At 74.7% G+C, this 26257-nt stretch carries 21 protein-coding genes and 1 pseudogene; 7 read left to right on the plus strand and 15 right to left on the minus strand.

The features are described from left to right. Positions 1–109: 109 nt before the first annotated feature. The 5 genes and pseudogenes from ACZ60X_RS30505 to ACZ60X_RS30525 all read right to left on the minus strand — a co-directional run. Positions 110–3106 (minus strand): AAA family ATPase, encoded by a 2997-nt coding sequence (locus ACZ60X_RS30505; RefSeq protein ID WP_469605213.1) that lies wholly within the window; start codon positions 3104–3106, stop codon positions 110–112. Further along, positions 3103–4266 carry an exonuclease SbcCD subunit D gene (locus tag ACZ60X_RS30510; RefSeq protein WP_469605215.1) on the minus strand — a complete coding sequence of 388 codons (1164 nt, stop codon included), beginning with the start codon at positions 4264–4266 and terminating at the stop codon, positions 3103–3105. Before ACZ60X_RS30510 ends, ACZ60X_RS30505 begins: the two co-directional genes overlap by 4 nt. 121 nt (positions 4267–4387) lie before the next feature. Next, positions 4388–5017, minus strand: coding sequence for a YigZ family protein (locus ACZ60X_RS30515; RefSeq protein WP_469605217.1), 630 nt, complete (start codon positions 5015–5017; stop codon positions 4388–4390). A 35-nt stretch (positions 5018–5052) separates the two neighbouring features. Beyond that, on the minus strand, positions 5053–5598 hold the full coding sequence (locus ACZ60X_RS30520; RefSeq protein WP_469605219.1) for a SixA phosphatase family protein: 546 nt from the start codon (positions 5596–5598) through the stop codon (positions 5053–5055). Then, positions 5595–5936 (minus strand): annotated as a pseudogene (locus ACZ60X_RS30525) (hypothetical protein); the annotation flags it as partial. The gene ACZ60X_RS30520 and the pseudogene ACZ60X_RS30525, both read right to left, overlap by 4 nt. 1109 nt (positions 5937–7045) lie before the next feature. Between ACZ60X_RS30525 and ACZ60X_RS30530 the strand changes: the two are divergent. The 3 genes from ACZ60X_RS30530 to ACZ60X_RS30540 all read left to right on the plus strand — a co-directional run bounded on the left by ACZ60X_RS30530 (position 7046) and on the right by ACZ60X_RS30540 (position 10614). Continuing rightward, complete coding sequence (locus ACZ60X_RS30530) at positions 7046–7453, plus strand: CoA-binding protein (protein ID WP_469605449.1); 408 nt, start codon at positions 7046–7048, stop codon at positions 7451–7453. 216 nt (positions 7454–7669) lie between these two features. Beyond that, on the plus strand, positions 7670–9307 hold the full coding sequence (locus tag ACZ60X_RS30535; protein ID WP_469605222.1) for an APC family permease: 1638 nt from the start codon (positions 7670–7672) through the stop codon (positions 9305–9307). A 71-nt stretch (positions 9308–9378) separates the two neighbouring features. Further along, on the plus strand, positions 9379–10614 hold the full coding sequence (locus ACZ60X_RS30540) for a 4-hydroxybenzoate 3-monooxygenase (RefSeq protein ID WP_469605225.1): 1236 nt from the start codon (positions 9379–9381) through the stop codon (positions 10612–10614). Here the strand turns inward: ACZ60X_RS30540 and ACZ60X_RS30545 are convergent. After that, positions 10608–10961, minus strand: coding sequence for an ArsR/SmtB family transcription factor (locus ACZ60X_RS30545; protein WP_469605228.1), 354 nt, complete (start codon positions 10959–10961; stop codon positions 10608–10610). The two genes, ACZ60X_RS30540 and ACZ60X_RS30545, sit on opposite strands and share 7 nt — an antisense overlap. A gap of 61 nt (positions 10962–11022) precedes the next feature. On the opposite strand from ACZ60X_RS30545, the gene ACZ60X_RS30550 reads away from it, so the two are divergent. Beyond that, on the plus strand, positions 11023–12141 hold the full coding sequence (locus ACZ60X_RS30550; RefSeq protein WP_469605231.1) for a cation diffusion facilitator family transporter: 1119 nt from the start codon (positions 11023–11025) through the stop codon (positions 12139–12141). Positions 12142–12194: 53 nt separating this feature from the next. Here ACZ60X_RS30550 and ACZ60X_RS30555 read toward each other — a convergent pair whose 3' ends face one another. Then, entirely contained in the window at positions 12195–12755 is a 561-nt protein-coding gene (locus tag ACZ60X_RS30555; RefSeq protein ID WP_469605234.1) for a YbaK/EbsC family protein, read from the minus strand. Positions 12756–12787: 32 nt separating this feature from the next. Continuing rightward, positions 12788–13360 carry an XRE family transcriptional regulator gene (locus ACZ60X_RS30560; RefSeq protein WP_469605236.1) on the minus strand — a complete coding sequence of 191 codons (573 nt, stop codon included), beginning with the start codon at positions 13358–13360 and terminating at the stop codon, positions 12788–12790. A gap of 143 nt (positions 13361–13503) precedes the next feature. Between ACZ60X_RS30560 and ACZ60X_RS30565 the strand changes: the two genes are divergently transcribed. Continuing rightward, entirely contained in the window at positions 13504–14361 is an 858-nt protein-coding gene (locus ACZ60X_RS30565; protein ID WP_469605238.1) for an EamA family transporter, read from the plus strand. 291 nt (positions 14362–14652) lie between these two features. On the opposite strand, the gene ACZ60X_RS30570 is transcribed toward ACZ60X_RS30565, so the two are convergent. After that, complete coding sequence (locus ACZ60X_RS30570; protein WP_469605240.1) at positions 14653–15417, minus strand: acyltransferase; 765 nt, start codon at positions 15415–15417, stop codon at positions 14653–14655. A gap of 108 nt (positions 15418–15525) precedes the next feature. On the opposite strand from ACZ60X_RS30570, the gene ACZ60X_RS30575 reads away from it, so the two are divergent. Beyond that, the gene (locus ACZ60X_RS30575; RefSeq protein WP_469605242.1) at positions 15526–16053 is read left to right on the plus strand and encodes a gamma carbonic anhydrase family protein; all 528 of its coding nucleotides are present in this window, start codon (positions 15526–15528) and stop codon (positions 16051–16053) included. 11 nt (positions 16054–16064) lie between these two features. Here ACZ60X_RS30575 and ACZ60X_RS30580 read toward each other — a convergent pair whose 3' ends face one another. Beyond that, positions 16065–16712, minus strand: coding sequence for a DedA family protein (locus ACZ60X_RS30580; RefSeq protein ID WP_469605245.1), 648 nt, complete (start codon positions 16710–16712; stop codon positions 16065–16067). Positions 16713–16972: 260 nt separating this feature from the next. On the opposite strand from ACZ60X_RS30580, the gene ACZ60X_RS30585 reads away from it, so the two are divergent. Continuing rightward, positions 16973–18022: a lysylphosphatidylglycerol synthase transmembrane domain-containing protein gene (locus ACZ60X_RS30585; RefSeq protein ID WP_469605248.1), complete on the plus strand. Its 1050-nt coding sequence runs from the start codon at positions 16973–16975 to the stop codon at positions 18020–18022. A 30-nt stretch (positions 18023–18052) separates the two neighbouring features. Here the strand turns inward: ACZ60X_RS30585 and ACZ60X_RS30590 are convergent, their stop codons facing one another. The 5 genes from ACZ60X_RS30590 to ACZ60X_RS30610 are packed head-to-tail and all read right to left on the minus strand — an operon-like array spanning position 18053 to position 26257. Beyond that, positions 18053–19156 (minus strand): class I SAM-dependent methyltransferase, encoded by a 1104-nt coding sequence (locus tag ACZ60X_RS30590; protein ID WP_469605251.1) that lies wholly within the window; start codon positions 19154–19156, stop codon positions 18053–18055. Next, on the minus strand, positions 19153–20352 hold the full coding sequence (locus ACZ60X_RS30595; protein ID WP_469605254.1) for a glycosyltransferase: 1200 nt from the start codon (positions 20350–20352) through the stop codon (positions 19153–19155). The genes ACZ60X_RS30590 and ACZ60X_RS30595 overlap by 4 nt, the downstream gene beginning before the upstream one ends. Further along, the gene (locus ACZ60X_RS30600; protein WP_469605452.1) at positions 20349–21155 is read right to left on the minus strand and encodes an alpha/beta fold hydrolase; all 807 of its coding nucleotides are present in this window, start codon (positions 21153–21155) and stop codon (positions 20349–20351) included. The genes ACZ60X_RS30595 and ACZ60X_RS30600 overlap by 4 nt, the downstream gene beginning before the upstream one ends. 9 nt (positions 21156–21164) lie before the next feature. Then, entirely contained in the window at positions 21165–21515 is a 351-nt protein-coding gene (locus tag ACZ60X_RS30605; RefSeq protein WP_469605257.1) for an acyl carrier protein, read from the minus strand. Further along, positions 21512–26257, minus strand: coding sequence for a beta-ketoacyl synthase N-terminal-like domain-containing protein (locus tag ACZ60X_RS30610; RefSeq protein WP_469605259.1), 4746 nt, complete (start codon positions 26255–26257; stop codon positions 21512–21514). Before ACZ60X_RS30610 ends, ACZ60X_RS30605 begins: the two co-directional genes overlap by 4 nt.

The raw sequence follows: 26257 nt of genomic DNA on the forward strand, positions 1-26257 counted from the left end.
GTCGTCCGTGTTCGCGAAGAGGCCGACCGGAAGGACGATCCTGCAGTCGCGGCAAACGAGATCGGCGGACGACGCCATGTGCCTCTTCCTGTTCGGAATTGACGATCCGTCAGACGCCCCGCTGTCGCAGCACCGACCCCGATCTGCCCTTCACGACCTCCAGTTGGGCGTGGATCCGGCGCCGCAGGTCGGGGACGTGGCTGACGATGCCGACGCTGCGGTCGCGTTCGCGCAGGGAGTCGAGGACATCGAGGACCTCGTCGAGGGTCTGGTCGTCGAGGGTGCCGAAGCCCTCGTCGATGAAGAGGGTGTCGAGGCGGACGCCTCCCGCCTCGTCGGTGACGACGTCCGCGAGGCCCAGGGCTAGGGCGAGGGAGGCGAAGAAGGTCTCGCCGCCGGAGAGGGTGGCGGTGTCCCGCTCGCGTCCGGTCCAGGCGTCCACCACGTGCAGCCCGAGTCCGCTGCGGCCGCGGCCGGAGCGGTCGTCGGAGTGGACGAGGGTGTAGCGGCCGGACGACATGCGCTGCAGGCGCGCGGTCGCGGCGGCGGCGACCTGTTCCAGCCGGGCCGCCAGGACGTACGACTCCAGGCGCATCTTGCGTTCGTTGTCGGCGGAGGTGCCGGCGGTGAGGGCGGCGAGGCGGGCGACCCGGTCGTACTCCTCGCGCAAGGGGGCCAGCCGCCGTACGGCCTCGGCGGCGCGCGCGGAGAGGCGGTCCAGCTCGGCGCAGCCGTGGGCGGCCGCGTCGTGCACGGAGGCCGCCACGCGATGGCGCCGCTCGGCCTCGGCCGCTGTCTTCTCCGCCGCGGCGAGGTCGGCCGGCGGCTGCTGGGCCGCCGCGGTGGTGTCGGCCTCCGCCAGCACGGCGCGGACGGCCGCCTCCTCCGACTGCCGGGCGTCCAGGCGGTGTTGCAGCTCGCGGTGGGCGGCGGGGTCCAGCAGGGCGGCGGCAGCGGCCTGCGGGGTGTCGAAGCCGGCCCGGTAGGCGGCGTCGGCGAGGCGGGCGTCGGCGTCCTTCAGGCGCTGGGCGGTGTCCTCGGCGGTGCGTACGGCGTCGGCGGCCTCCGTGAGCAGCGCGACCTGCCGCTCCAGCTGCGCGGCGCGGGCGGCCACGCTGCCGGCGGTGCCGCGCGCCTGCGTCAACTCGGCTTCCAGCTCGGCCTGCTGTCTGTCCAGGGTGTCGCGCCGGGTGAGCCGGGAGGTGACCCGCAGGGCGGCCTGCTGGCGGTCGGCGAGGCGCTGCTCGCGCTCCTGCTCGGCCCGGCGCAGCTCTACGTGTGCGGCGTGCAGGGCGGAGGCATCGCGGCGGGCGCGGGCGTATTCCTGCTCCAACCGCCCTGCCTGCTCCTCCAGTTGCGGGGTCGGGGTGTCGCCCGCCTCGGCGGTGGCGGCGGCCAGGGCCTCGCGGACGACACCGAGCCGCCGTTCGTCCTCGGTGTGCTGCTCCTCCGCCTGCTGGTAGGCGGCGAGCGCCCGGTCCTCGGCCGCACGGTCGACGTGTCCGTCGATCCTGCGGGCGGGGGCGGGGTGCTCGGTGGCTCCGCAGACGGCGCAGGGCTCGCCGGCGGTGAGGCGGGCGGCCAGTTCGGCGGCGATGCCGGTCAGGCGCTGTTCCTTGGCGTCGAGCCAGTGGGCGCGGGCGTCGAGGGCCCGCTGCCCGGAGGCGCGCGCCCGATGCGTGGCGTCCTCCAGGTCGGCCGCCAGCGCGTCGCGGGTGCGGGCCGCGGCGAGCCGCTTGCTCATCGGTTCTCGCTGGACGGCGAGCTGTTCGGCGCGGGTGGCGGCCTCCTGGGCGGAGTCGACGCGGGCCTGGAGCGCGGTGCGGGCGGTGTCCCAGCCGTCGAGCCAGGCGTCGGCCTCGCGCAGCACCTCCTCGTCGGCGCGCTCCTGGCGGTCGAGTCCGGAGCGCTCCTCGGCGAGCTGGGCGAGCCGCCGCTCGGCGCGCCGGGCCGCGTCCAGGCCGCCCAGCTCCTCGGCGGCCCGGCGGGCGGCGGCGGCCAGACCGCTCGCGCCGGCGTCGGCGTAGGAGCCGGGCAGTTCCTCGCGCGCGCGTGCCTCGGCCGCCGCGGCCCCGTGGTGCTCCCGCTCGGCGGCTTCGCGCAGCTCCAGCGCGGGGGCGACCGCCTCCGCCTTGCGGGAGCGCTCCATGCGCTCCCGGGCCTCGCGGTGCGCGCCCGAGTGCTGCTGGAGCCGCTCGGCGCGCTGCCGTGCCTCGGCGAACCGGCCCTGGAGGCGGGCGAGTTCGCGTACGTCGTCCAGGGCGCGGCGGGCCGCGGTGTGCGCGGACTCGGCGGCGCCGAGGCCGAGGTGGGCGATGGTGAGCCGCTCGCGGGCGGTGACGCGGGCGACGGCGGCGGCGCCGAGGACGGCGTCGGCCAGGCCGGGGTCGCCGGGGGTCAGCGCGGGCAACTCCATGGCGTCGCCGGCCTCCTGCTGCATGCGGTGGGCGTCGGCGAGCAACGCGGCGTCGCCCTCGCGCACACGTGCCTCGGTGGCGCGGCGGCGGTCGGCGAGGCGTTTTTCGACGTCGGCGAAGCGCTGGGTGTCGAAGAGCCGGCCGAGCAGCCGGCCGCGGGCCTCGGCGTCGGCGCGCAGGAAGCGGGCGAAGTCACCCTGGGGCAGCAGTACGACCTGGCAGAACTGCTCGCGGCTCATGCCGAGCAGCTGGGTGATCTCCTCGCCGATCTCGTTGTGCGACCGGCTGAGGTCCTTCCACGCGCCGGCCGCGCTGTCGTACTCGCGCAGCCAGGTCTGGGCCTTGTCGACCGTGGTGCCCTTGCCGCGCAGCTTGGGGCGCTCCCAGGCCGGCTGCCGGGTGATCTCCAGCCGGCGCCCGGCGACGGTGAGGTCGAGGCGGACCTCGGCGCGGGTGCCGGGCTCGGCGTGGTCGCTGCGCAGGTTCATGCCCTGGCCGCTGCCGCTCTGCCGGGCGCCGGGAACGGAGCCGTACAGGGCGTAGCAGACAGCGTCGAGGACGGAGGTCTTGCCCGCGCCGGTGGGCCCGTGCAGCAGGAAGAGGCCGGCGGCGGACAGGGCGTCGAAGTCGACGCTCTGGGAGCCGCCGAAGGGTCCGAAGGCGGTGATGTCCAGCCGGTGCAGCCTCACCGGGCCACCTCCCGTACGGCGTCGTCGGCGCGCACGGCGTCGAACGCCTCGCGCAGGACGTCCAGTTCGCGCCTGTCCGGTGCGGCGCCGCGCACATGGGCGACGAAGTCCTGGGCGATTTGCTGGTCGCTGCGGCCGGCGAGGCGGCGGGCGTACGACGCCTCGGGGCCGTCGGGGGCACGCTCGGGGGCGAAGACGAGGCTGAGGGTGTGCGGGAACCGCTCGGTGAGCCGGGCCATGGGGTCGGCCGGGCGGACCGGGTCGGTGAGGGTGGCCTCGACCCAGGCGTCCTCGTGCCGGGCCAGCTCCGGGTCGGCGAGCAGGTCCTCCAGCGTGCCCTTGAGGCGGGCCAGCGGGCGCGGCACCGGGCAGTCCAGGCGCTCGGCGGCGAGGGAGCCGTCGGGGCCGAGGTCGATCAGCCACATGCTCTTGCGGTGGTCGGCCTCGGAGAAGGAGTAGGCGAGCGGGGAGCCGGAGTAGCGCACGCGCTCGGTGATGGTCTGGCAGCCGTGCAGATGCCCCAGGGCTACGTAGTCGACGCCGTCGAAGACGCCCGCCGGGACGGCGGCGACCCCGCCGACCGTGATGTCCCGCTCGCTGTCGCTCGTCCGGCCGCCGGTGACGAAGGCGTGGGCGAGGACGACGGAGCGGGTGCCCGACGCGCGGGCGGCGAGGTCGGCGCGGACGCGGTCCATGGCGGCGCCCAGCACGGCCTCGTGTCCGGCTCGGTCCACCGCGAACTCGTCTTTGACCAGGGCGGGTTCGAGATACGGCAGGCCGTAGAACGCGACGTCCCCGTGGGCGTCGGCGAGCACCACCGGGGTGCCGGCGGCGGCCGGGTCGGTTCGCAGGTGGATCCCCGCGCGGCCGATGAGTCCGGCGCCGACGCCGAGCCGGCGGGCCGAGTCGTGGTTGCCGGAGATCATCACGGTGGGCACGCCGAGGTCCGCGAGGCGGTGCAGCGCGTCGTCGAACAGCTCGACCGCGGCGAGCGGGGGCACCGCGCGGTCGTACACGTCACCGGAGACGACCACCGCGTCCACGGCGTGCTCGCGCACGGTGGTGACGAGGTGGCCGATGAACTCGGTCTGGGCCCCGAGCATGTTCACCCGGTGGAAGGCCCGGCCGAGATGCCAGTCGGACGTGTGCAGCAGTCTCATGATCCCTGAGACTAACGGCCGGGTCTGACATCACGGGCGGTTACTCCCGTAACGACCGGCACGACGAAGCAATTTGACACTCTATGCCCGATTAGTCTGGCGCATCCCGCGGTCAGGCGCCTCACGCGTCCCCGTAGGCCTCTCCCCCGGGCTCGAACGCCGCCGTGCCCGCCGTCGCGTCGGCGAGCCAGGCACGGAAGGCGTCCACGTCGGCGTCGGGGAGCCCGATCTCGATGGTGACGGCGGACGCGCCGTAGCGGACGTCCCGGACCTCGCGTCCGGTGGCGCGCAGGTCGTTCTGGACCTTGCCCGCGCGGTGGTGGTCCACGGTCACCGTGGCGAGCCGGAAACGCCGCCGGGTGAGCGTGCCGAGCGTGTCCAGCGCCTCGCCGACGGCACCGCCGTAGGCGCGGATCAGCCCCCCGGCGCCGAGCTTGACACCGCCGTAGTAGCGCGTGACGACCGCGACGACATAGCGCATCTCACGGCGCAGCAGCATCTGGAGCATGGGGACACCGGCGGTGCCGCCCGGTTCCCCGTCGTCGCTGGCCTTCTGCACGGAGGCGTCGGCGCCGATCACGTACGCCCAGCAGTTGTGGGTGGCGTCGGCGTGCTCCTTGCGGACGGAGGCGACGAAGTCCTGCGCCTCCTGCTCGGTGGCGGCCGGGGCGAGGGCGCACAGGAAGCGGGAGCGGTTGATCTCGATCTCGTGCACGCCCGCGCGGGCGACTGTGCGGTACTCGTCCTGCATCCCGCCAGCCTATGCGGTGCGCCGGCCGCTCCCCGCTACGCCTTCCGCCCGCGCGGCACCGCGAACCAGGTCAGCAGGGCCGCGCCGGGCGACAGGGCGGACCAGCCGGTGCCGTGCCAGTCGAGGACGGCGACCGCGGAGGTCGGGAACTTCGTCCGCACCCGCCGCAACGTGTCGTCGAGGCCGTCGCCGGCCAGCTCGAGGACCAGTTCCTCCAGCGCGGGGTTGTGCCCGACCAGCAGCAGGGTCTCCACCTCGGGCGGCACCTCGCGGACGACGGCCAGGAGATCCTCCGTGCCGGCCGCGTACAGCCGCCGGTCGTAGCGCACCGGCGGCGGCGTCCCCCACTCGGCGGAGGCCAGCTCCCAGGTGCGGCGGGCGCGTACGGCGGTGGAGCACAGGGCGAGGTCGGGCAGGCAGTCGGCCTCGGCGAGGGCGCGCCCGGCGGCCGGGGCGTCGCGCAGGCCACGCGGCGCGAGCGGCCTGCGGTGGTCCTCGACGCCCTCGGGCCGGGCGGACTTGGCATGCCGCAGCACGACCAGCCGGCGCAGCGGGCCCGACGTGCCCGCGCGCGCGTTCACGCGGGACTCCCGAGATCGCGGGCGAGGTCGAGGGCCAGCAGCCGGTCGGCGTGGACGAACGTCTCGAACCGGGCGCCGTCGGCCAGCTCCGGATCACGTGCCACGTCCGCCAGCACCGCCAGGACCCCGGGCAGGTCGAGATCGTCCTCCCACGCGGTGCGCAACCGCGCCCGCACCGCCTCGGGCACGGGTCTGGACGGCCGCCGGGCCCACCCGGCCACCGCCCGCCGCCACCGCCCCAGCCGCCCCGCCGCCTCGTCCAGCACGGCGGCGTCGAGCCGAAGTGGCTCGTTCCGCGGCACGGACAGCAGCGCGAGCCGAAGGGCCTCGGGGTCGGCGAGGAGGGACGCGAGCCCGGAGCGGCAGGAGGGCTCACCGGCAGTGCTGGAGGTGGGCTGGGTGGCCCGCTCGGCACCGGACCCGGTAGCACGCCCGGCGCGGGACTCGGTGGCACTCTCGGCGCGAGGCTCGGTGGCCCCCTCGGCACCGGACCCGGTAACACGCCCGGCGCGGGACTCGGTGGCACTCTCGGCGCGAGGCTCGGTGGCCCCCTCGGCACCGGACCCGGTAACACGCCCGGCACGGGACTCGGTGGCTCCCTCGACACCGGACCCGGTAGCACGCCCGGCACGGGACTCGGTGGCACGCTGGGCGCGAGGCTCGGTGGCACGCTCGGGCGCCGGGGAGTCGGTGCCGTCGCCCGGGGTGGTCCCGGGGGCGCGGCGGGCAGCCTGGTCGGCGCCATGGGTCGCGGCGGCCCCCGGCGCACCGTCGGCGCGGGAGCCGGCGCCCGGGGCATCCCCTGGAGGCGTGGCGCCCTCGGGGGCGGGGTCGGGCGCCGTGGGTGACCAGCGCACCGGGGCCACGCGCATCACCGGTCCGCCGCCGACGGCGCTCGCGGGTTCCGCCGTCACGTGGATCGCCTGGGCCTCGCCCAGGACGGAGGCGAGGTCGCGGTCGTCCTCGAAGGGGCGGATGGCCAGGGCGGTGGCGGCGGTGCGGAGTTCGGCGCGCCGGTGCGGGGCCGTGAGGATCGTCCAGACCGGGTTGCCGGTCAGTTCCAGCGCGCGGACCAGCACGTCCGCGGTGAGCAGCACCCGCAACGACGTCGGATCGAGGCCGGAGGCGTACGCCTCGATACGGGTCAGGCCGCGGCGGGCGGGCGCGGCGGGGACGGGCCTGCCGGTTCGGTCGTCGAGGATGCGCAGCACGGGGCGAGCGTAGGCGGGCGGAGCGCCGCACGCAGGTATCTTGCTCCGATTCCGGACATGGCGGCTTCGGACATGGCGGCGGTGGGGGCGGGTACCGGGCCGGGGAATCCGTACCCCGCGGGCGCCGTTGCCGAGGCGGACAGTTCCCACGACCCGAGGAGGCGGCCATGGCGGCCAGGTACAGCGACGACACGCGCGGGCGAGACACGAGCGGGGGAGACTTCCACGGCCACGGCATGTACGGCGACGACGCGACCGTCCGCCGGATCCTGACCGAGCTGGGAGACACCTGGGCCGTGGTCGGCCTGTCGAACAACCGGAGCCGGGCCGCGTACGGGGTGGCGCGGGTGCTCCAGCGGTTCGGCAAGCGCGTCGTGCCGGTGCACCCGAAGGCGGAGACGGTGCACGGCGAGCGGGGGTACGCCTCGCTCGCGGAGATCCCCTTCGACATCGACGTGGTCGATGTCTTCGTCAACAGCGATCTGGCCGGCGCGGTGGCCGACGAGGCCGTGGCGAAGGGCGCGAAGGGCGTGTGGTTCCAGCTCGGGGTCGTGGACGAGACCGCGTACGCACGCGCCCGGGCGGCTGGGCTTGAAATGTGCATGAACCGCTGCCCGGCCATCGAAATCCCGCGCCTCCGCTAGCGAATGTCTCCATCTACTAAGAATTGGGTCCTGAATATTGACATTCGCGGGAGGCATCTGACCAGTGACAAGACAGTGACCGAGCGTGCGCCCAAGACAGCTAAGATCCCAGGTCAAAACTTGGTTAACGGTCTTTTGACATCGCGGAACACACACCTAGCCTGTGGCCCCCTTGCTCGTTAATACTGCGTTTACGATCTGAGAGGCCACGTGAACATGGCGAAAGTCGACCAGGCTGCACCGGTAGCCACAAGCGACACCGGTGGTCTGCGGCGCGACGTCGGACTGATCGGTCTGATGTGGGCCTCGGTTGGTTCCATCATCGGGTCGGGCTGGCTCTTCGGCGCGGAGAAGGCGGTCGTGGCCGCCGGTCCCGCGGCGATCATCTCGTGGGTGATCGGCGCGGTGGCCATCGTGCTGCTGGCCCTCGTGCACGCCGAACTCGGCGGCATGTTCCCGGTGGCGGGCGGCACCGCGCGCTACCCGCACTACGCCTTCGGCGGCCTGGCCGGCATGTCCTTCGGCTGGTTCTCCTGGCTCCAGGCCGCGACGGTGGCCCCGATCGAGGTCGAGGCCATGATCGGCTACGCGGAGCACTGGAAGTGGGCCGACGGGCTCCAGCACGCCGACGGCACGCTCAGCGCCAGCGGCTTCGCCATCGCGGTCGTCCTCATGGCGGTCTTCGTCGGCGTCAACTTCTTCGGCGTCCGCGCGCTCGCGCACACCAACAGCGCCGCCACCTGGTGGAAGATCGCCGTCCCGCTCGGCGCGATCTTCATCATCGCCATCGGCAACTTCCACCCGGCCAACTTCACCTCCGAGGGCTTCGCCCCGTTCGGCGCCAAGGGCGTCCTCGGCGCGATCAGCTCCAGCGGCATCATCTTCGCGCTGCTCGGCTTCGAGCAGGCCATCCAGCTGGCCGGCGAGAGCCGCGACCCGAAGCGGGACCTGCCGCGCGCCACCCTCGGCTCGGTCGCGATCGGTGCCGTGATCTACCTGCTGCTCCAGGTCGTGTTCATCGCCGCCCTGCCGCACGCCTCCTTCGCGCACGGCTGGGCCCACCTGAACTTCACCGGGATCAGCGGCCCGTGGGCGGGTCTCGCCACGCTCGTGGGCCTCGGCTGGCTCGGCATCGTGCTCTACATCGACGCCGTCATCTCCCCCGCGGGCACCGGCCTGATCTACACCACCGCCACCTCCCGCGTCTCCTACGGCCTGGCGAAGAACGGCTACGCCCCGAAGCTGTTCGTCAAGACCGACAAGCGCGGTGTGCCGTGGTTCGGCCTGCTCATCTCCTTCATCACCGGTGTGATCTGCTTCCTGCCCTTCCCGAGCTGGCAGACGCTGGTCGGCTTCATCACCTCGGCGAGCGTGCTGATGTACGCGGGCGCCCCGCTGGCGTACGGCGTGTTCACGGACCGGCTGCCGCACCGGGAGCGCCCGTACCGGCTGCCGTACGGCAAGGTCATCTCGCCGCTGTCGTTCGTGGTCGCCAACCTGATCATCTACTGGGCGGGCTGGGACACCCTGTGGCGCCTGGGCTGCGCGATCCTGCTCGGCTACGTCCTGCTCGGCTCGTACGCCTGGTACGCCATCCGCAAGAACCTGCCGGACGCGCCCCGGCTGGACTTCAAGGCCGCGCAGTGGCTGCCGCCGTACCTGGTGGGCATCGGTGTGATCTCCTACCTCGGCACCTTCGGCGGCACGGGTGACCTCCCGCTGTGGTGGGACATGCTGGTCATCACGGTGTTCTCCCTCGGCATCTACTACTGGGCCAAGGCCACCGCCTCCCACCCGGAGGCGATCGAGCGCAGCATCGACGAGGTCGTGGTCACGGACGCGCCCGCGCACTGACCCGTCCCCCGGGTCCCCCAGGTGTCCCGTCGGCCGCGACCCGGCTGACGGGACACCGTCATAATGCGGGGATGATCTTCCCCTCCCACCCCGGCCCGGCGCCCGGGGACGAGCCTGACCACGAGAGCCGCACCGTCGTCGTCGTGGGCGCCGGACCCGCCGGGCTCGCCGTCGCCAACATCCTGCGGGCCGCCTCCGTCGACTGTGTCGTCCTGGAGACCGAGAGCAGGCAGTTCATCGAGACGCGGCCCCGCGCCGGGGTCATCGAGGAATGGGCGGTGCGCGAACTCGCCCGCCGCGGACTGGCGGACCGGCTGACGCGGCGGGGCGAGCTGCACAGCGCATGCGAGTTCCGCTTCGCCGGCGAGCGCTACCGCCTCGCCTACGCCGAGCTGACGGGCCGCCACCACCACATCTACCCGCAGCCGCTGCTGGTGACCGACCTGCTCCGGGAGTACGCCGACGTACGCGGCGGCGACATCCGCTTCGGGGTGCGCGAGGTCGCGCTGCACGACCTGGACACGGACCAGCCGGCGGTGTCGTACCGCTGCCCGGAGACGGGTGAACGGCGGCTGCTGCGCTGCGACTTCATCGCGGGCTGCGACGGGGCGCGCGGGGTGACCAGGGACGCGATACCCGAGGGGCGGCGGCGGATCGCCCGGCAGGACGACGGCATCGGCTGGCTGGCGCTGCTCGCCGAGACCCCGCCGTCCACGGACTGCGTGCTGTTCGGCGTCCATCCGCGCGGGTTCGCCGGGCAGATGCCCCGCAGCCCCGAGGTGACCCGGTTCTACCTCCAGTGCCCACCCGGCGACGACCCGGGCAACTGGCCGGACGGACGCGTCTGGAACGAGTTGCGCGAGCGGCTGGCCGCGGCCGGCGCGCCCCCGCTCACCGAGGGCCGGATCATCGAGAGGCGGGTGCTGGACATGCACCACTACGTCGTCGAACCCCTCGGCCACGGGCGGCTGTTCCTGGCCGGTGACGCCGGTCACCTGGTCGCGCCGATCGCCGCCAAGGGCATGAACCTCGCGCTGCACGACGCCTTCCTCCTCGGCGACGCGCTCGCCGCGTACGTCACGCGCGGCGACGGCGCGGAGCTGGACGGCTACTCGGCCGCGGCGCTGCGCCGGGTGTGGGACTACCAGGAGTTCTCGCAGTGGCTGTCGGACATCTACCACGGTGTCGCGTCGGGGGATCCGTTCCGTGCCGGCACCACGCTGGCCCGGCTGCGCCGGCTGTTCTCCTCGCCCGCCGCGGCTGCGGCCTTCGCCGAGCAGTACCTCGGTACGGCCGCCGCCTACTGACCCCGCTCGGCGAGGTGGTGGTCGGCGGTCTTCAGGGCCTCGTCCACCAGCCGCCGCACATGCCCGTGCACCAGCGAGTACACCACCCGGCGGCCCTCCTTGCGGGTCTTCACCAGACCGGCGAGCCGCAGCCTGGCCAGATGCTGGCTGACGGCGGGACGGGCCGCGCCGCACGCCTCGGTGAGCGTGCTGACGTCGGCCTCCCCCGCCGTCAGCGCGTGCAGCAGGGTGAGCCGGGTGCGGTCGCCGAGCAGGGACAGCAGCTCGGCGGCCAGCGCGAACTGCTCCTCGCCGGGGCTGCGCGGTTGCGTGGGGTGCGCAGGTGACAGGTGCATGCGTGCGCTCATACGCACATAATGGTCCCGTGGGCGCCGCGCGTCCACTCCCGCACACCGGAAGGGGACCCACGTGAACGACCGGCACCCGCATCGGCACGGGCCGCACGAGCACGGACACGACGGCGCGCAGGGGCACCATCACGGACACGGGCACGGCCACGGGCACGACCGGGGGCGTCCGCACGGGCCGGGCTCCCGCGGCTCGGAGCTGCGGCACCGCCTCGCGCACCTGCTCACCCCCCATTCCCACGAGAGCGCCGACAAGCTGGACTCCGCCCTGGAGGCCTCGGCGCGCGGGATGCGGGCGCTGTGGGTGTCGCTGGCCGCGCTCGGGGCGACGGCGCTGGCACAGGCGGCCGTGGTCGCCGTCTCCGGGTCGGTGGCGCTGCTCGGGGACACCGTGCACAACGCGGCCGACGCCCTGACCGCCGTACCGCTCGGCATCGCCTTCGTCCTGGGGCGGCGGGCGGCGACCCGCCGGTTCACCTACGGCTACGGCCGGGCCGAGGACCTGGCGGGGCTGGTGATCGTGCTGACGATCGCCGCCTCGGCGGCCTTCGCCGCGTGGGCGGCGGTGGGCCGGCTGCTCGATCCGCGCCCGGTCGCGCACGTGCCGGCGGTCGCGGCGGCCGCCCTCGCCGGCTTCGCCGGCAACGAGTGGGTGGCCCGGTACCGGATCCGGGTGGGCCGCGAGATCGGGTCGGCGGCGCTGGTCGCCGACGGTCTGCACGCGCGCACCGACGGTTTCGCCTCACTGGCCGTGCTGGTGGGCGCGGGCGGCTCCGCGCTCGGCTGGCAACCGGCCGACCCGGTCGTGGGGTTGGCGATCACGGCCGCGATCGTGCTGGTGCTGCGCGACGCCGCGCGGGAGGTGTTCCGGCGGGTGCTGGACGCCGTCGACCCGGCGCTGGTGGACCGCGCCGAGCGCGCGGTGCGGGCGGTGCCGGGCGTGCGCGGGGTGGGCGAGCTGCGGCTGCGCTGGATCGGACACCGGCTGCGGGCCGAACTCGCGGTGGTGGTGGACGGCGAGGCGACGGTACGGCAGGCGCACGCGATCGCCGTCGAGGCCGAACACGCGCTGCTGCACGCCGTACCGAGGCTGACGGCCGCCCTGGTGCACGCCGATCCGGCACCGGTGCCGGGCGAGACGGACCCGCATCTGGCGCTCGCCCACCATGTGACGGTGTGATCCCCGGCGCCGCCGCGCGCCCGGACCCCGCGCGGTACCTCGGCGGCCCGGCGTCAGACGCTCACACCCAGCCCCTCCAGCACCACCGCGCCGGGCAGTCCGGCGAGGGCCTTGCCGGGCACGAGCAGCTTGCCGCGTCGGCGCCCGCTGCCGACGAGGACGTACGGCAGGTCGGCGACGGCCGCGTCCACGAGCACCGGCCAGCCGGCGGGCAGGCCGACCGGGGTGATGCCGCCGTACTCCATGCCGGTCTCGCCGGTCGCCGTCTCCACGGAGGCGAAGGAGGCCTTGCGGGCGCCGAGTTGACGGCGCACGACACCGTTGACGTCGACCCGGGTGGTGGACAGCACCACGCACGCGGCGAGGGTGGTCTCGCCGCCGCGCTTGCCCGCCACCACCACGCAGTTCGCCGACCGCTCCAGCAGCTCGCGGCCGTAGTGCTCCACGAAGACGGCGGTGTCGGCCCAGCGCGGATCGGTGTCGACGTAGAGGATGTGGTCGGCGGGGACGGCGCCCTGCCAGGTGCGGACGGCGGCGGCGACGGGGGCGGTCAGGCCGTCCAGGCAGTCCGGGGCCGGCGTCGCGGTGTCGAAGTCTCCGAGGGGTGCGCGCATGGCCGCACGCTAACAGCCGTCCGCGGCCCGGTTCAGCGCACGGGCGGCACCGAGACAGCCATCACCATCTCCATCGGTACGTCGCCCTCGTTGCCGTAGGTGTGCTCGGTGCTCGCCTCGAACGTCGCGCTCGCGCCGGCCGGCACCAGGTGGGCCACGCCGTCGACGGTGAGGGTCAGTTCGCCGGCGGTGACGTGGACGAGTTCCACGGTGCCCGCGGGGTGCGGCTCGGAGGGGCTGGACTCGCCCGGCATCAGCCGCCAGTCCCACATCTCGACCGGGCCGGGGGCCTCGGTGCCGGCCAGCAGGCGGTTGTAGCTGCCGGCGTCGGTGTGCCACAGCCGGACGGCCTGGTCGGGACCGACGATACGGACCGTGGGGCCCTGTTCGTAGTCGAGCAGCGTGGTGATGCTGACGCCGAGTGCGTCACCGATCTTGACGACGGTGCCGATGCTGGGGTTCGTCCGGGCCTGTTCGATCTGGATGAGCATGCCGCGGCTGACTCCCGCGCGGGCGGCGAGCGCGTCCAGGGTGAAGCCGCGCTCGGTGCGCCAGCGCTTGACGTTGCGCGCCAGGGACTGGGTCAGCAGGTCGAGGTCCGACACATCACGTCCATCGAGGAGGGGTTCCTGCCGGGAACGCCGGAGCGCGCCCCGCTGGGTTCACTATGCGGGATGACAGAGTTCACTTCACTGAACTACGGTGCGGTGTACCCGATCGTTCACCGAACTGTACTGCGAGGCCGGCCGTGACCGCATTCTTCGCCCTCACCACCAGTCTGCTGTGGGGGCTGGCCGACTTCGGTGGCGGGCTGCTGACCCGGCGGAGCCCCGCGCTGACGGTCGTGGTCGTCTCGCAGGCCATCGCGGCGGTCGTGCTGGGCGCGATCGTCGTCGCGACCGGCGGCTGGAGCGAGGCCGGGCCGCGACTGTGGTTCGCGTGCGCCGCGGGGCTGGTCGGACCGGTCGCGCTCCTCTCCTTCTACAAGGCCCTGGCGCTCGGCCCCATGGGCGTCGTCTCGCCGCTCGCCACCCTCAGCGTGGCCGTCCCGGTCGGCGTGGGCCTGGCCCTCGGCGAGCGTCCGGGGCTGCTCCAGGTCACGGGCATCGCGGTCGCCGTGGCAGGTGTCGTCCTCGCGGGCGGGCCGCAGTTGCGCGGCGCGCCCGTCCAGCGGCGGACGATCCTGCTCACACTGGTCGCGGCGTTGGGCTTCGGCACGGTCTTCGCCCTCATCACCGAGGCCTCGACCACGGTGACCGGGCTGTTCCTCGCCCTGTTCGTGCAGCGGCTGACCAATGTCGCCGTCGGCGCGACCGCGCTCGCCGTCTCCGTCCGGCGCGGCGGGCGGGCCCTGCCGGAGGGCGGCTTCCCCTGGGCCGCGCTGCCCGCGCTGGCCTTCGTGGGGCTCGCCGACGTGGCGGCCAACGGCACCTACTCGGTCGCCGCCCAGCACGGCCCGGTCACCGTCGCGGCCGTGCTCGCCTCGCTGTACCCGGTGGTGACGGCGCTGGCCGCGCGCGGCTTCCTCAGCGAGAGGCTGCGCGCGATCCAGGCGGCGGGCGCGGGCCTCGCCCTGCTCGGCACGCTGCTCCTGGCGACCGGCTGAGGTCGGTCTCGGCTGCGCCATGGCGGGGTCACCGCGGCCCGCCCACGGGCGCGGTGCTGAAGGACCCGTTGCCACCGCGGTCCGGCACCGCACCCTGGCCCCCGAGGCGCCGCATCTGTGCCGCGGCGGCGACCGGTGTGGTACGCGCCGCACGCCGCACGGCCCCCTGAGGACCGGCCGGCTCTCGGCGGGGCCCGGCACCGGGCTCGGCGTCAGTCCTCCGCACCGAGTCCGCCCTCGGCTCGTGTCCAGCCCCCGTCCACCCCTCGATCTCTGCTCCGCCCCCCCGGCTCAGCCCTCGGTTTCGAGTTCGGCGAGTCGGGCCACCGCCTCCTCGTCCAGTTCCGCCAGGGCCCGCAATTGCTCGGGAGTCATCCCGTCCGGGATCGGGACGGGGGCGGGCGTCCGCAAGGGCGGCTGCCAGCCCTCGTCGGGCGTCCAGCGCCGCACCACCCGAGCCGGCGCCCCGGCCACCACGGCGTGGTCGGGTACCGAGCCGCGTACCACGGCACCGGCCGCGACGACCACGTTCCGGCCGATCCGCGCGCCCGGCAGGATCACCGCGCCGGTGCCGATCCAGCAGCCCGGGCCGATCTCCACGGGCTCCATGCGCGGCCACTGCCTGCCGATGGGCTCGTGCGGGTCGTCGTAGGAGTGGTTCGTGGAGGTGACGTAGACGTAGGGGCCGAAGTAGCAGTCGCGGCCGATGGTGACCGTCGTGTCCGCGATGACATGGCTGCCGCGGCCGAGGACCACCCCGTCACCGATGCGCAGGATCGGGTCGGGGCCGAGGTCCAGGTCGGGCATCAGACCGGCGGTCAGCGTGACCTGTTCGGCGATGATGCAGTGAGAGCCGAGGTGGATCCAGGGTTCGCCGAAGACGGTGCCGAGCGGGAAGGCGAGACGGGTGGCCTCGCCGATCGAGCCGAAGCGGAACCCCGCGGGATGCTCGGCCGTGACGGAGCCCGTGCGCTGGACCCACGCCCAGGCCTTGTGGACGACGCGTTGCGCTATGCGGCGTCGCCGGAATGAGAACGCGTTCTTCCGCTGGGGCACGGGGTCACGTTACTAAGCGGACGCTTTCGGCGAGAGGGCCGCCTGCTGTGATCTTGGCCCCAGCCGTGCCGTACGGTGCCGGTGGACGACGACACGAGGAGAACGGTGATGACACAGCAGGCGCTGATCGCGGGCATCGGCGGCAGGGAGCCCCAGGTCGATCCGGAGGCGTTCGTGGCGCCCACGGCGTCCGTGATCGGAGACGTCACGCTGCACGCCGGGGCCAGCGTCTGGTACGGGGCGGTCGTGCGCGGTGACGTCGAGAGGATCACCGTGGGGGCGGACGCGAACGTGCAGGACAACGCGACGCTCCACGCCGACCCCGGTTTTCCCCTCAGCGTGGGCGAACGGGTCTCCATCGGGCACAACGCGGTGGTGCACGGGGCGACCGTCGAGGACGACTGCCTGATCGGCATGGGGGCGACGGTACTCAACGGGGCCGTCGTCGGGGCCGGATCGCTGGTCGCCGCCCAGGCGCTGGTGCCGCAGGGGATGGTGGTGCCGCCGGGGTCGCTGGTGGCCGGGGTGCCGGCCAAGGTGAGGCGGCCCCTGTCCGAGGAGGAGCGTCAGGGCGTCACCCTCAACGGCACGATGTACGCGCAGCTGGCGAAGGCGCATCGCGCCGTGCACGAGTAGGCGGCGGGGCTTCACTCTCCGGCGCTGACCGGCGCCGCCTCCCGGGCGCTCTCCTGCTGTGCCTTCCTCGCCTTGCGCCTGACGATGAGCATGGAGGCCAGGCCGACCAGCACGGCTGCCGCGAGGCCCACGTAGGAGAACTTCTTCAGCCAGCCCTCGGCGACCATGCCCACGTAGTAGACGACGGCCGTCGTGCCGCCCGCCCAGCAGATGCCGCCGAGGACGTTGGCGATCAGGAACTTCCAGTACGGCATGTGCAGGACGCCCGCGAGTGGGCCGGCGAAGATGCGCAGGAGGGCGATGAAGCGGCCGACGAAGACGGCCCACATGCCCCACTTCTCGAAGGACCGCTCGGCGGTGGCGACATGGCCCTCGCTGAAGTGCTTCGGGAACTTCTGCCCCAGCCAGGCCAGCAGCGGACGGCCTCCCTTGCGGCCGATCGCGTAGCCGATGGAGTCGCCGATCACCGCGCCCGCGGTCGCGCACGCGCCGAGGACGAACGGGTTGATCCCGGAGTGCTGGGAGGACATCAGCGCCGCCGAGACCAGGACGATCTCGCCCGGCAGCGGGATGCCCAGGCTCTCCAGGCCGATCACGAGGGCCACCACGGCGTACACGGCGACCGCGGGCACCGAGTCGAGCCATTCCTGGACGTGCACCGCCGGTTCCTCCCGTTGTCGCTGGCCATGGCCGAGGGACGCCGCATGTAAAGGGCGTCCCAAGGGAAGGCTACCTGGTCGGCGGTGAACGTCGGCTAAGCGCACACCCCTCCGCGGCTCCCCGGCGGCACCGTTCCGCCCCCGGACCTTGGGTTCTCGGACACCCGCGGGTCACGCGGGCCGGGCAGGCTCCCCCGGTATCGCCCGAACCGCCTCCCCCAGGTCCCCGCGAGGGGCCCGCCGCGGAAGGACGACGTCCCATGCCCTCATCGTCCGCGTCCCCGCTCTCGCTCCCCCCGCCGCCCCCGCTCGCCGGACGCGCGGCTCCGGCCCCGTTCCCCGCGCGGGGAACGGCCGCGCGGCGGGCGTCGTCCCTCCCGGCGGGCCGGTCGCTGCGGCTCGCCCTGTGCCTCGCCCCGCTGCTGGTGGCCGGCGGCTGGGCGGTGGGCAACCGGCCCGTGGTGTACGAAGGGGTCCGGCGGCTCGTCGCGGCCGACCCGTGGTGGCTGCTGGCCGGGGGCGGCTTCACCTGCCTGAACTGGGTGGCCGCGTCCTGTGTCCGGCAGGGCGCCCTGCCGGACCGGCTCCCGGCGGGGCGGCTGCTGGCCTCGCAGTTCGCGGCCGGTGCGGCCAACCACGCGCTGCCCGGCGGCCTCGGCGCCCACGCCGTCACCGTGCGCTTCCTGCGGGCGCGCGGGGTGCCGCTGGACCGCGCGACCGCGTCGATCGGGCTGTACTCGCTGGCCAAGTCCTCGGCGAAGACGGTGGTCCTGGTCGTGTTCCTGGCCGCGTCACCGGCCTGGCGGCAGCTGGGCGACCTGGTCCCGGACGGCCGGCTGCTGGTGCCGCTCGCCGCCGTCGCGGGCGGTGTCCTCGCGGTCGCGGGGGTGCTGCTGAGGGTCGTCCGCCCGCTCAGGCGGCCGGTGACCGGGATGCTGCGCCGCGCCCTCGCCGACGCGCGCGAGGTGCACGCCCGGCCGTGCCGGGTGGCCGCGTTGTGGGGCGGGGCGGTGGCGATGCCGTTGGTGCAGGCGGCCGCCCTCGTCTGTGTCGGGGCCTCGCTCGGGCTGGAGCTGCCGTGGGAGCAGGTGGTGCTCGCCTATCTCGCGGCGGGCACGGCCGTCGGTGCGGTGCCGGCGCCGGGAGGGCTCGCGGTCGACGCGGCGCTCGGGTGGACGCTGATCGCCTTCGGCTCGGCCCCGGCCGTGGCCACCGCGACGGTCATCGGCTCTCGGGTGCTGACCGACTGGGTGCCGCTCGTACCGGGGGCGCTGGTCCTGTCGGCGCTGATCCGGGCCAGGGTCCTGTGAGCCGCGGCCGGGCGCGGCGGGCGGCCGGGGTCATTCCCGCCGCGCCACCAGCCGGTAGGCGTTGGACAGCCCCAGGCGGTGGGACAGGGGCCGTATCACGAAGCGGTCCAGGAGCGTCGCCGTGAGGAGTGCGGGCACGCCGGCCAGGAGGAACGCGGTACGCACGGCACGGCTCAGGGCGCCCGGCGCTTCGGGCAGCCAGGGCGCGTCCTCGCGTGGGGCGGCGTGGTCGAGGCGCAGCCAGACGGCGGCGAGCAGGTCGACCGGATCGTGCGGTTCGGCGTGCTGTTCCGCGACCACCGTGAAGCCCAGCTCGGTCAGGCGCCGACGGAGGTTGGCGACGGGCATGAAGTGCAGGTGCTGCGGCTGCAGCCAGGGCAGCCACCAGCGGCCGAGCAGCCGGGCGAAGCGGCTGTCGGGGTCCGGAACCTCGACGAGGAGATGACCGCCGGGGCGTACGGCCTCGTGGGCGGCGCGCAGTTCGCGGTCGGGATCGGTGCTGTGCTCCAGGTAGTGGAACATGCTCACCACGTCGTAACCGGCGGCCAGTTCGGGGGCGAGGGCGGGCAACGCGCCGCGGTAGGCGTGGTCCACGCGGCCCTCGCGGGCGGCGAGTTCCACGCCGTCGGTGAAGTCGAGCCCGTCGAAGCGGGTGCCGGGCAGCACGGTGCGGGCGGTGGCGCAGAAGTGGCCGTGGCCGGTGCCGACGTCCAGCCAGGTCTTGGGCGCGGGGTCGTACGGCAGCATCGCCTCGGCGCGGTCGCGGTACATGGCGGTGCGGCCGCCGAAGGTGCCGCTCATGCGCTGCTCGCCGAGGCCGTCGTAGAAGTCACGGTAGTAGAACTCCAGCCCCTCTTCCGTCAGTCGGGGGTTCTGGAAGGTGTGGCCGCACTCGGCGCAGCGGTCGAGGGTGAATCCACCGGGCTTGTGCTGGAGCAGGTCGGTGGTGCGCAGCCGGCGGGTGAGCCGGGCCGAGCCGCACCAGGGGCAGTCGGTGCGACGGGCGGCGAAGAAGCGGGCCGGACCCGCGGCCAGGTCCCGCTGGTAGGCGGGGCGCAGGGCGGCGATGCGCGCCTTCTTCTCGCTCTTGCCGGCGTCGCCGGTCCCGCCGCTCTTGTCGCCGTCGTCGGTCATCGGCCCTCCGCCGGGAAGTCGGTGCGGACTGCGAGGTGTTCGAGGTGGTACGCGGCGGATCGGGCGCCGCCCGCCGCGCGGAACGCGGTGCCGATCCGGCCGGCGGCCGTGCGCAGGGCGCGGTCGGTGAGCGCGGTGTCGAGGGCCGCGCCGAGCCGGTCCGCACGGACCCTGCCGAAGCGGACGCGGACGCCCGCCCCCGCGTCCACTATCTGCCCGGCCACCACGGGCTGGTCGTCGCGGATGGGTGCGACGACGAGCGGGACGCCGTGCCACAGGGCCTCGGACACGGTGTTGTGCCCCGCGTGGCAGACGACGGCGTCCATCCGTTCCAGCAACGCGAGTTGGGGCACGCGGGGCAGGGCCAGGACGTCCTTGTCGCCGGGCGGCACCGGCAGCACGCCGGCGGGGTCGGCGATCACCCCTTGGACGCGGTCGGCGCGCTCGCGCAGCGCGGTGAGGCACTCGCCGAGGAACCGGGCGCCCGCGTCGGCGTTCGCCGTACCGAGGGTGACCAGGACCTTGGCACGGGCCGGGTCGAGCCGCTCCCAGGGGAAGCCGGGCCCGGCCGGGCGTCCGCCGAGCGAGGGCCCGACGTAGTGGATGTGCGGCGCCAACGGCGCCTGTGGGCCGACGAGTTCGGGAGTGCTGAAGATCAGGAGCAGCTGCGGTGAGAAGCGCGGGTCGGCGCTGCCGGCCGGGGCGCCGGTCCGCGTCCGCAGCTCGGCCAGGCTCCGGCGCAGCCACTCGGCGACCTTCGGCAGGCCGTCGTACGCGCCGCTGAACTCGGCCGTGGTGGTGGCGGAGGTGGCCCACGGCAGTCCGAGCCGTGCGGCGACCAGGGCGCCCGCGAAGGCCTGTTGGTCGGCCACGACGGCATCGGGGCGGAACGCCTCGGCCGCCGCCCGCACCCCGGGTGCCATCGCCTCGGCCAGCGGGAGCAGGTACCGCTCCCACAGGAACTTCAGCGCCTCCGCGCCCCGCAGCTCCGGCGGTCGTACGGCGCCGCCGGCGCCCGGCACCGGGCCCGCGCACCCGAACACCTCGGCGTCCGCGCCCGCGAGCCGCCGGACCAGCGCCGGGTCGGCGCACACCCAGGCCACCCGGTGTCCGCGCCCGGCCAGGTGGGCGGCGACGCCGACGGCCGGGTTGATGTGCCCGGTCAGGGGCGGCACGACGAACAGGAACGCGCTCACCCGACACCCGCCCCCGCGTGCCGTGGGCCGAGGATCAGGTCCAGGATGTGCCCGCCGACGACGGCCGGCGCCTCGACCAGCACCGAGTGCTCGTGTCCGGGCAGCACGACCGCGCGGAAGTCGCTCAGCAGCGCCCGCTTCAGCGGCACCAGGTCGGCGAGGTCCGACTCACCGCCGTACACCCCGAGGACCGGGCAGCGTACGGCCCCGATCCCGGCCTCGGTGAGCACGCGGCTGGCCGGGATGTCCCGGCCGAGGGTGGTCTCACGGGCCAGCCGGGCCGCGCCCTTGGCCAGGCGGGCGGTGTTGGGGCCCCGGTTCGCGGTGAGCCAGGCGAGGGCGTCGGGCTCGCTGTGGGCGAGTTCGGTGACGACCCGGTCGAGGATGCGGCCGAGTTTCCGCGCCCAGGCGGGCGTCGCCGGCTCGGACTCGATGAGCGTCAGGCTGGCCGCGCGCCGCGGGTGCCGGGCGGCGTAGCCGAAGGCGATGGTGCCGCCGTAGGAGTTGCCGACGAGGTGGACGGGCCCCGTGACGGCCAGCCGGTCGAGGAGGGCCGCCAGGTCGTCGATGTTGTGGTCGAGGGTGTAGCCCTGCCGCGGCCGCTCGCTGCGGCCGTGTCCGCGCAGGTCGTACATGACCACGTCGAGTCCGGCCGCCGCGAAGGCCGGGGCGACGGTGAAGTAGTAGCTGGCCAGGCTGTCGGTGAGCAGCCCGTGCACCAGGACGACCGTGGCGTGCGGGGGCCGGTCGTCGGCCGGCCGCATGCGCTGGACGTGCAGCCGGATCCCGCCGGCGTCGACCATCGCCACGGCTCAGCCCGCCTGCGTGGTCTTCAGGCTCCACACCACGTGCTCCACCAGCCGGCCCACGGTCAGCTCGATGATCTCGTCGAACTCCATGCCGGCCAGGAACTCGGCGAGATTGACCCGCCGCCCGTACCGCTCCTCCAGCAGTCCGGCGAGGGTGACGAGGTCGATGCTCTCCAGTTCCAGGTCGCGGTTGAAGGCGGTCGACATGCCGATCACGACGTCGTCGTCGCCGTATTCCGCGAGCACCGTGCGGAGCATGCCGGTGATGTCGGCGAGCACGGTGTCCGCGGTGGCGTCAGCGGTGGGCGAGGGGTCGGGGGCGGAGTGGGCCGGGGCCGGGTGGGTCGGGTTCATCGGGGGGACTCCTCGGCTGCTTCGTCGGGGTGTGCGTCGTCGTCGGCTCCTGGGCCGGTCGTCCAGGCCACCACGTAGGCGCGCTCGGGCAGGGCGGGTGGATTGCTCACCGGCGCGCAGTGGACGGTGTAGGCGCGCTCCAGGCGGCCGGAGACGACCAGCCGGCCGCCGTCCGGGGTGGTCTCCAGCACCGCGAAGTCCCGTGGCCGGCCGCCGAATCCGACGCCCTCGGCCTTGGCGACCGCCTCCTTGGCGGCCCAGAACCGGGTGAACCACAGCTCCGGTGGATCGGCGCCGTCCGCCGACAGGCCGTCCATGAGCCGGAGTTCGGCCGGACCGAGCGCGGTGGCGAAGGTCGTCCGGTCGCGTGCGGTGACCTCTTCGATATCGATGCCGGGGCCGGGTCGGGGGGTGTGCGGTCGTACGATCGCCACGGCCGCCTCGGCGCGGTGGGCGAGCGAGACGTCCAGCGGGGGCAGGGCGCGGCCGTGCACACCGGCGACCCAGGGCCGCCCCAACTCGTCGTTGTGCACGCACAGTTCGGCCGGGAAGACCGGCCCCTCCCCCTGCCGCCAGAGCCACTGCCGTACGGCGTCCTTGGCCGCGATCCGGCCGAGCAGCCACTGGCGGCGGCCGCGCGGCGGGCGTTCGGCGTACGCGGTGCGCTCCGCGCCGCCCAGCGAGTTGCGCATGATCAGCTCGCGGGAGGCGAGGTCCGGCCAGCGCTCGTGCACCAGCACCCAGCCGCCGGGCCGGGCCGTGGCCAGGGTGTGGCGTTCCGGGAAGCGTTCGACGGGCCGGGTCGTGGGGTCGTTGTCGAAACGGCGGTCCTGCCAGCCGGTGATCCGGGCCCACACCCGGCCGCCGGCCGTCAGCTCCGCGTCCGCCTCCAGGGTCGCGTCCGTGAGCGTGGTGATCCGTACGAGACAGCCGACCTCGGTGCCGGCCGGCGGGTGCGGGCCGTGAAACCTCAACTCGTTTATCTGCACGGGGAAGACGACGGTCCGCTCGGTGCGGGTCGCCATGATCCAGTAGCCGAGGAGCTGGCCCACGTTGTCCAGCAGGGCGCCGGGTGCGGCGGGCGTGGTGATCACACCGCGGACGTGTCGCTCGCCGATCGCGGTGAGGTCGCTGAGGCCCTGGAAGCCGGGGCCGTGGAACATCCAGCGGTCCCGGTAGAGCTGGGCCGCGGTGTGCTCGGGGCGGTGCTCCGGGCCAGGCGGGAGCGGGCCGGGCGGGGGTGGGGCGGGGTGCCGCGCGGCGAGTTCGACGACGGCGCGGGCCGTGGGCCCGAAGGAGACGGTGACGCGGTCGGGGTGGTCGGCGGACGGGGTGACGGTGACCTGGACGTCGACCGGGGGCGTCGCGGTGAGCCAGCGGTCGAAACGGGCCCCGTGGACGGCGACCGCCCGCAGACCGGGCGCGGCAGCCTCGGCCGCGTCCATCATGTGCCGCACGATCGTGGTGGCGGGCACCACCGGCCAACGGTCCGCCACATCGGGCCAGTCGGGGCGCTGCGGGAAGAAGCAGTGGTCCAGGAGGTGCGGCATGGTGCGGGGAGAGACGTGGACGGTCGTGGTGGCCGCACCGGGGCCGGGGAGGGCGGGCGCGGATGCGGGTACGGGTACGGAAGCGGCCGGGACCGCCGGGGTCGTCCGGGCTGCCGGGACGGCCCGGGTACGGCGGCGGCTCGCGCCGATCAGTTCCGCGGCCGTGTCCGCCGTGTCCCGTAGCAGCGCGGTCAGCTCGGCGGCGGCCGGGACGTGCGGGGCGAGGGCTTCCAGACCGCCGGAGAGAGCGTGACCGGCGGGCGCGGCCGGGCGCAGCCGCGCGCGGAGCGCGTGCAGTTCGGGCCCGGCCAGCGAGACGAGGGCGCCGGAGAGGTCGAGGGGGACGGGCGGTCGTTGCGGAGTCGCCGGGTGGTGAGGGGTTGGCGGGGGCTGGGGAACCGGTGAGTGCCGGAGAGCGGCCGGGGTGGCGTGGTACGTGAGGGCCGGGGCCACGGAGGCGCCGGCCGCCCACAACGCCGTCGCGGCGCGGCGGAGTTGGGCGATGCCGCTGTGCTGGGCCGCGTTGGCGGCGACCGCCAGGTGGTCGCGGTCCCCGAGGGTGTCGTCGATCAGGGAGGTGAGCCGGCCGGGGCCGGGCTGGACGAAGACGCGGTGCCCGGCGGCGTACAGGGCCTCGGTCAGTTCGCGGAAGCGGACGGGTTCCAGCAGATGCCGTACGAACAGCTCGCGCACCTCCGCCTCGGCCTGCGGGAACGGTGCCGCGGTCGTCCCGGACCACACCGGCACGGTCGGCGGATGGAGCCGGAAGCGGTCGGCGGCCTCCTTGATCGGGGCGAGGTACGGCTCCAGCATCGGGGTGTGGAAGCCGGAGCGGAACGGCAGCACCTGGCAGATCACACCCTGGGCGCGCAGGGACCGGACGAACGCCTCGACCTCCCCGCCGGGCCCGCAGACCATGGACTGGCGGGGCGCGTTGTCGTGGGAGAGCACGATCCCGGAGTCCGGCCAGTGCGTGCCGAGGACGCTGCGGACGTGGTCGGCGGAGGTGCCGAGGGCGGCGAAGACGAGGCCGGGGACGGTGACCGCGTCGGGGTCGAAGTCCGCCATGAAGGCGTCGACCTGGGCGGCCGAGTAGAGCCCGGCCGCCGCCATGGCCGTCCATTCGCCGACGCTGTGCCCGGCGACGGCGTCCGGTACGACGCCCATCCGGCGCAGGGCCTGGTCCAGCAGACGGCCGACGCCGACGACGCCGAAGCCGTGCCGTGCCACGTCGCCGACCGCGATGTCCGTGCCGGGCAGGGGCGGCAGTCCGAAGTGGGCGGCGATGCCGTCGGTGCGGGGCGTGAAGTCGCCCTCCAGGCCCGGGAAGACGAAGGCCAGCCTGCCACCGGCACGGCCGAGCAGCGGGCCCGGCCGGAACCACACGTCCCCGCGCCCCTGCCACGCACGCCCCTTGGCGACCACGCGGCGGGCCAGGGCCAGTCGCTTGGCGTTCGGACCGACGATCCCGAGCCGCACCGGCCCCGCCCCGTCCTGCGCCCGCCCCGGGTCGAGCCCGGCGGCGACCACGTCGGCGTCATCCGCGTCCAGGAGCCCGGCGAGGGCCGCCGGACTGTCGGCGGCGAGCAGCAGAACCGGCTCGGTCTCGGCCACGTGAGCGCCGACAGGGCTCGGGGCAGCGCCTTCGCCGGGCCCGACGGGGGCAGCGGCGTGGGCGGAGCCCGTGTCGTCCTCGGCGCGATCAGGAGTGGCCCCCGTGGCATCGACGGCGTCTGCGGGAGCGGGGCCGGTGGTGGGGCCGGCGGGGCGGTGGGTGGGGGCTTCCTCCAGGACCAGGTGTGCGTTGATCCCGCCGAAGCCGAAGGCGTTCACGGCGGCGCGGCGGACCGGTTGCCGGGCGTCCGTCTCCCAGGGCCGCGACCGCGGCAGGGTGCGGAAGCGTGTGGCCGCGAGTGCGGGGTGGGGATCCTCGCAGTGGAGGGTGGGCAGCAGGGTGCGGTGGTGCAGCGCGAGTGCGGCCTTGACCAGGCCCGCGACCCCCGCGGCGGGCATGGCGTGGCCGATCATCGACTTCACCGAGCCGACGACGGGCCGCGGGCCGTCGCCCGTCGCCGGCCCGAACACCTCCGCGAGCGTGGCCAGTTCGGCCGTGTCACCGGCCGGGGTCGCGGTCCCGTGCGCCTCCAGCAGGCCGAGGGAGTCCGGCGCGGCGGGGTCGAGTCCGGCGGCCCGCCAGGCCTGCCGCACGGCACGGGCCTGCCCGCCCGGGTCGGGGCTGACGAGTCCCCCGGTACGGCCGTCGCCGGCCACGCCCGTGCCCCGGATCACCGCGTACACGCGGTCGCCGTCACGCTCGGCGTCCGCGAGCCGCTTCAGTACGACGACACCGGTGCCCTCGCCGATGAGGATGCCGTCCGCGGCGCGGTGGAAGGGGCGGATGCACTCGGTCGGGGACAGGGCCCGCAGCTGGGAGAAGACGCTCCAGAGGGTGATGTCGTGGCAGTGGTGCACTCCCCCGGCCAGCATCAGGTCGCAGCGGCCGGTGCGGAGTTCGGTGACCGCCTGGTCGACGGCGACCAGGGAGGAGGCGCAGGCCGCGTCCACGGTGTAGGCGGGGCCGCGCAGGTCGAGCCGGTTGGCGATGCGGGAGGCGGCGAGATTGGGCACGAGGCCGATGGCGGACTCCGGGCTGTCGGGCCCGAGCCGTTCGGTGAACGCGGTTCGGATCCGGTCGAGTTGGCCGGGATCGAGGTCGGGCAGTAACTCCCCGAGGGTGCGCACGAGTTGCCCGGCCGTCCGGACCCGCTGGTCGAGCCGGACGAGGCCCGGTGTGAGGTAGCCGCCACGGCCCAGCGCCACCCCGATCCGGTCCCGGTCGGGGAGCCGGTCCATGCCGCCCGCGTCGGCGAGCGCGGCGGCAGCCACGTCGAGGGCGATCAGCTGGTCGGGCTCGGTACCGGACACCGAGGCGGGCATGATGCCGTAGCGCGTGACCTCGACCTCGGCCAGGCCGTCGACGAATCCACCGCGCCGGCAGTACACCTGGTCGGCGACGGCCGGACCGGCGGCCGTACCGGGCCGGTAGTAGTGGGCGTCCCAGCGGCCGGCGGGGACCTCGCTGATCGCGTCGACGCCGTCGCGCAGATTGCGCCAGTAGGCGTCCAGGCCGGGGGCCGCGGGCAGCAGCACCGCCATCCCGACGATGGCGACCGGAACATGACGGGGTGTCAT

The organism is Streptomyces sp. NPDC104106 (genome assembly GCF_055584345.1).

What these genes read in the sequence shown, in the direction of transcription:
- ACZ60X_RS30510 (WP_469605215.1), bottom strand. Translation starts at nt 4,266, where the DNA reads ATGAGACTGCTGCACACGTCCGACTGGCATCTCGGCCGGGCCTTCCAC.
- ACZ60X_RS30515 (WP_469605217.1), bottom strand. Translation starts at nt 5,017, where the DNA reads ATGCAGGACGAGTACCGCACAGTCGCCCGCGCGGGCGTGCACGAGATC.
- ACZ60X_RS30530 (WP_469605449.1), top strand. Translation starts at nt 7,046, where the DNA reads ATGTACGGCGACGACGCGACCGTCCGCCGGATCCTGACCGAGCTGGGA.
- ACZ60X_RS30535 (WP_469605222.1), top strand. Translation starts at nt 7,670, where the DNA reads ATGGCGAAAGTCGACCAGGCTGCACCGGTAGCCACAAGCGACACCGGT.
- ACZ60X_RS30540 (WP_469605225.1), top strand. Translation starts at nt 9,379, where the DNA reads ATGATCTTCCCCTCCCACCCCGGCCCGGCGCCCGGGGACGAGCCTGAC.
- ACZ60X_RS30545 (WP_469605228.1), bottom strand. Translation starts at nt 10,961, where the DNA reads ATGAGCGCACGCATGCACCTGTCACCTGCGCACCCCACGCAACCGCGC.
- ACZ60X_RS30555 (WP_469605234.1), bottom strand. Translation starts at nt 12,755, where the DNA reads ATGCGCGCACCCCTCGGAGACTTCGACACCGCGACGCCGGCCCCGGAC.
- ACZ60X_RS30575 (WP_469605242.1), top strand. Translation starts at nt 15,526, where the DNA reads ATGACACAGCAGGCGCTGATCGCGGGCATCGGCGGCAGGGAGCCCCAG.
- ACZ60X_RS30585 (WP_469605248.1), top strand. Translation starts at nt 16,973, where the DNA reads ATGCCCTCATCGTCCGCGTCCCCGCTCTCGCTCCCCCCGCCGCCCCCG.
- ACZ60X_RS30590 (WP_469605251.1), bottom strand. Translation starts at nt 19,156, where the DNA reads ATGACCGACGACGGCGACAAGAGCGGCGGGACCGGCGACGCCGGCAAG.
- ACZ60X_RS30600 (WP_469605452.1), bottom strand. Translation starts at nt 21,155, where the DNA reads ATGGTCGACGCCGGCGGGATCCGGCTGCACGTCCAGCGCATGCGGCCG.
- ACZ60X_RS30605 (WP_469605257.1), bottom strand. Translation starts at nt 21,515, where the DNA reads ATGAACCCGACCCACCCGGCCCCGGCCCACTCCGCCCCCGACCCCTCG.
- ACZ60X_RS30610 (WP_469605259.1), bottom strand. Translation starts at nt 26,257, where the DNA reads ATGACACCCCGTCATGTTCCGGTCGCCATCGTCGGGATGGCGGTGCTG.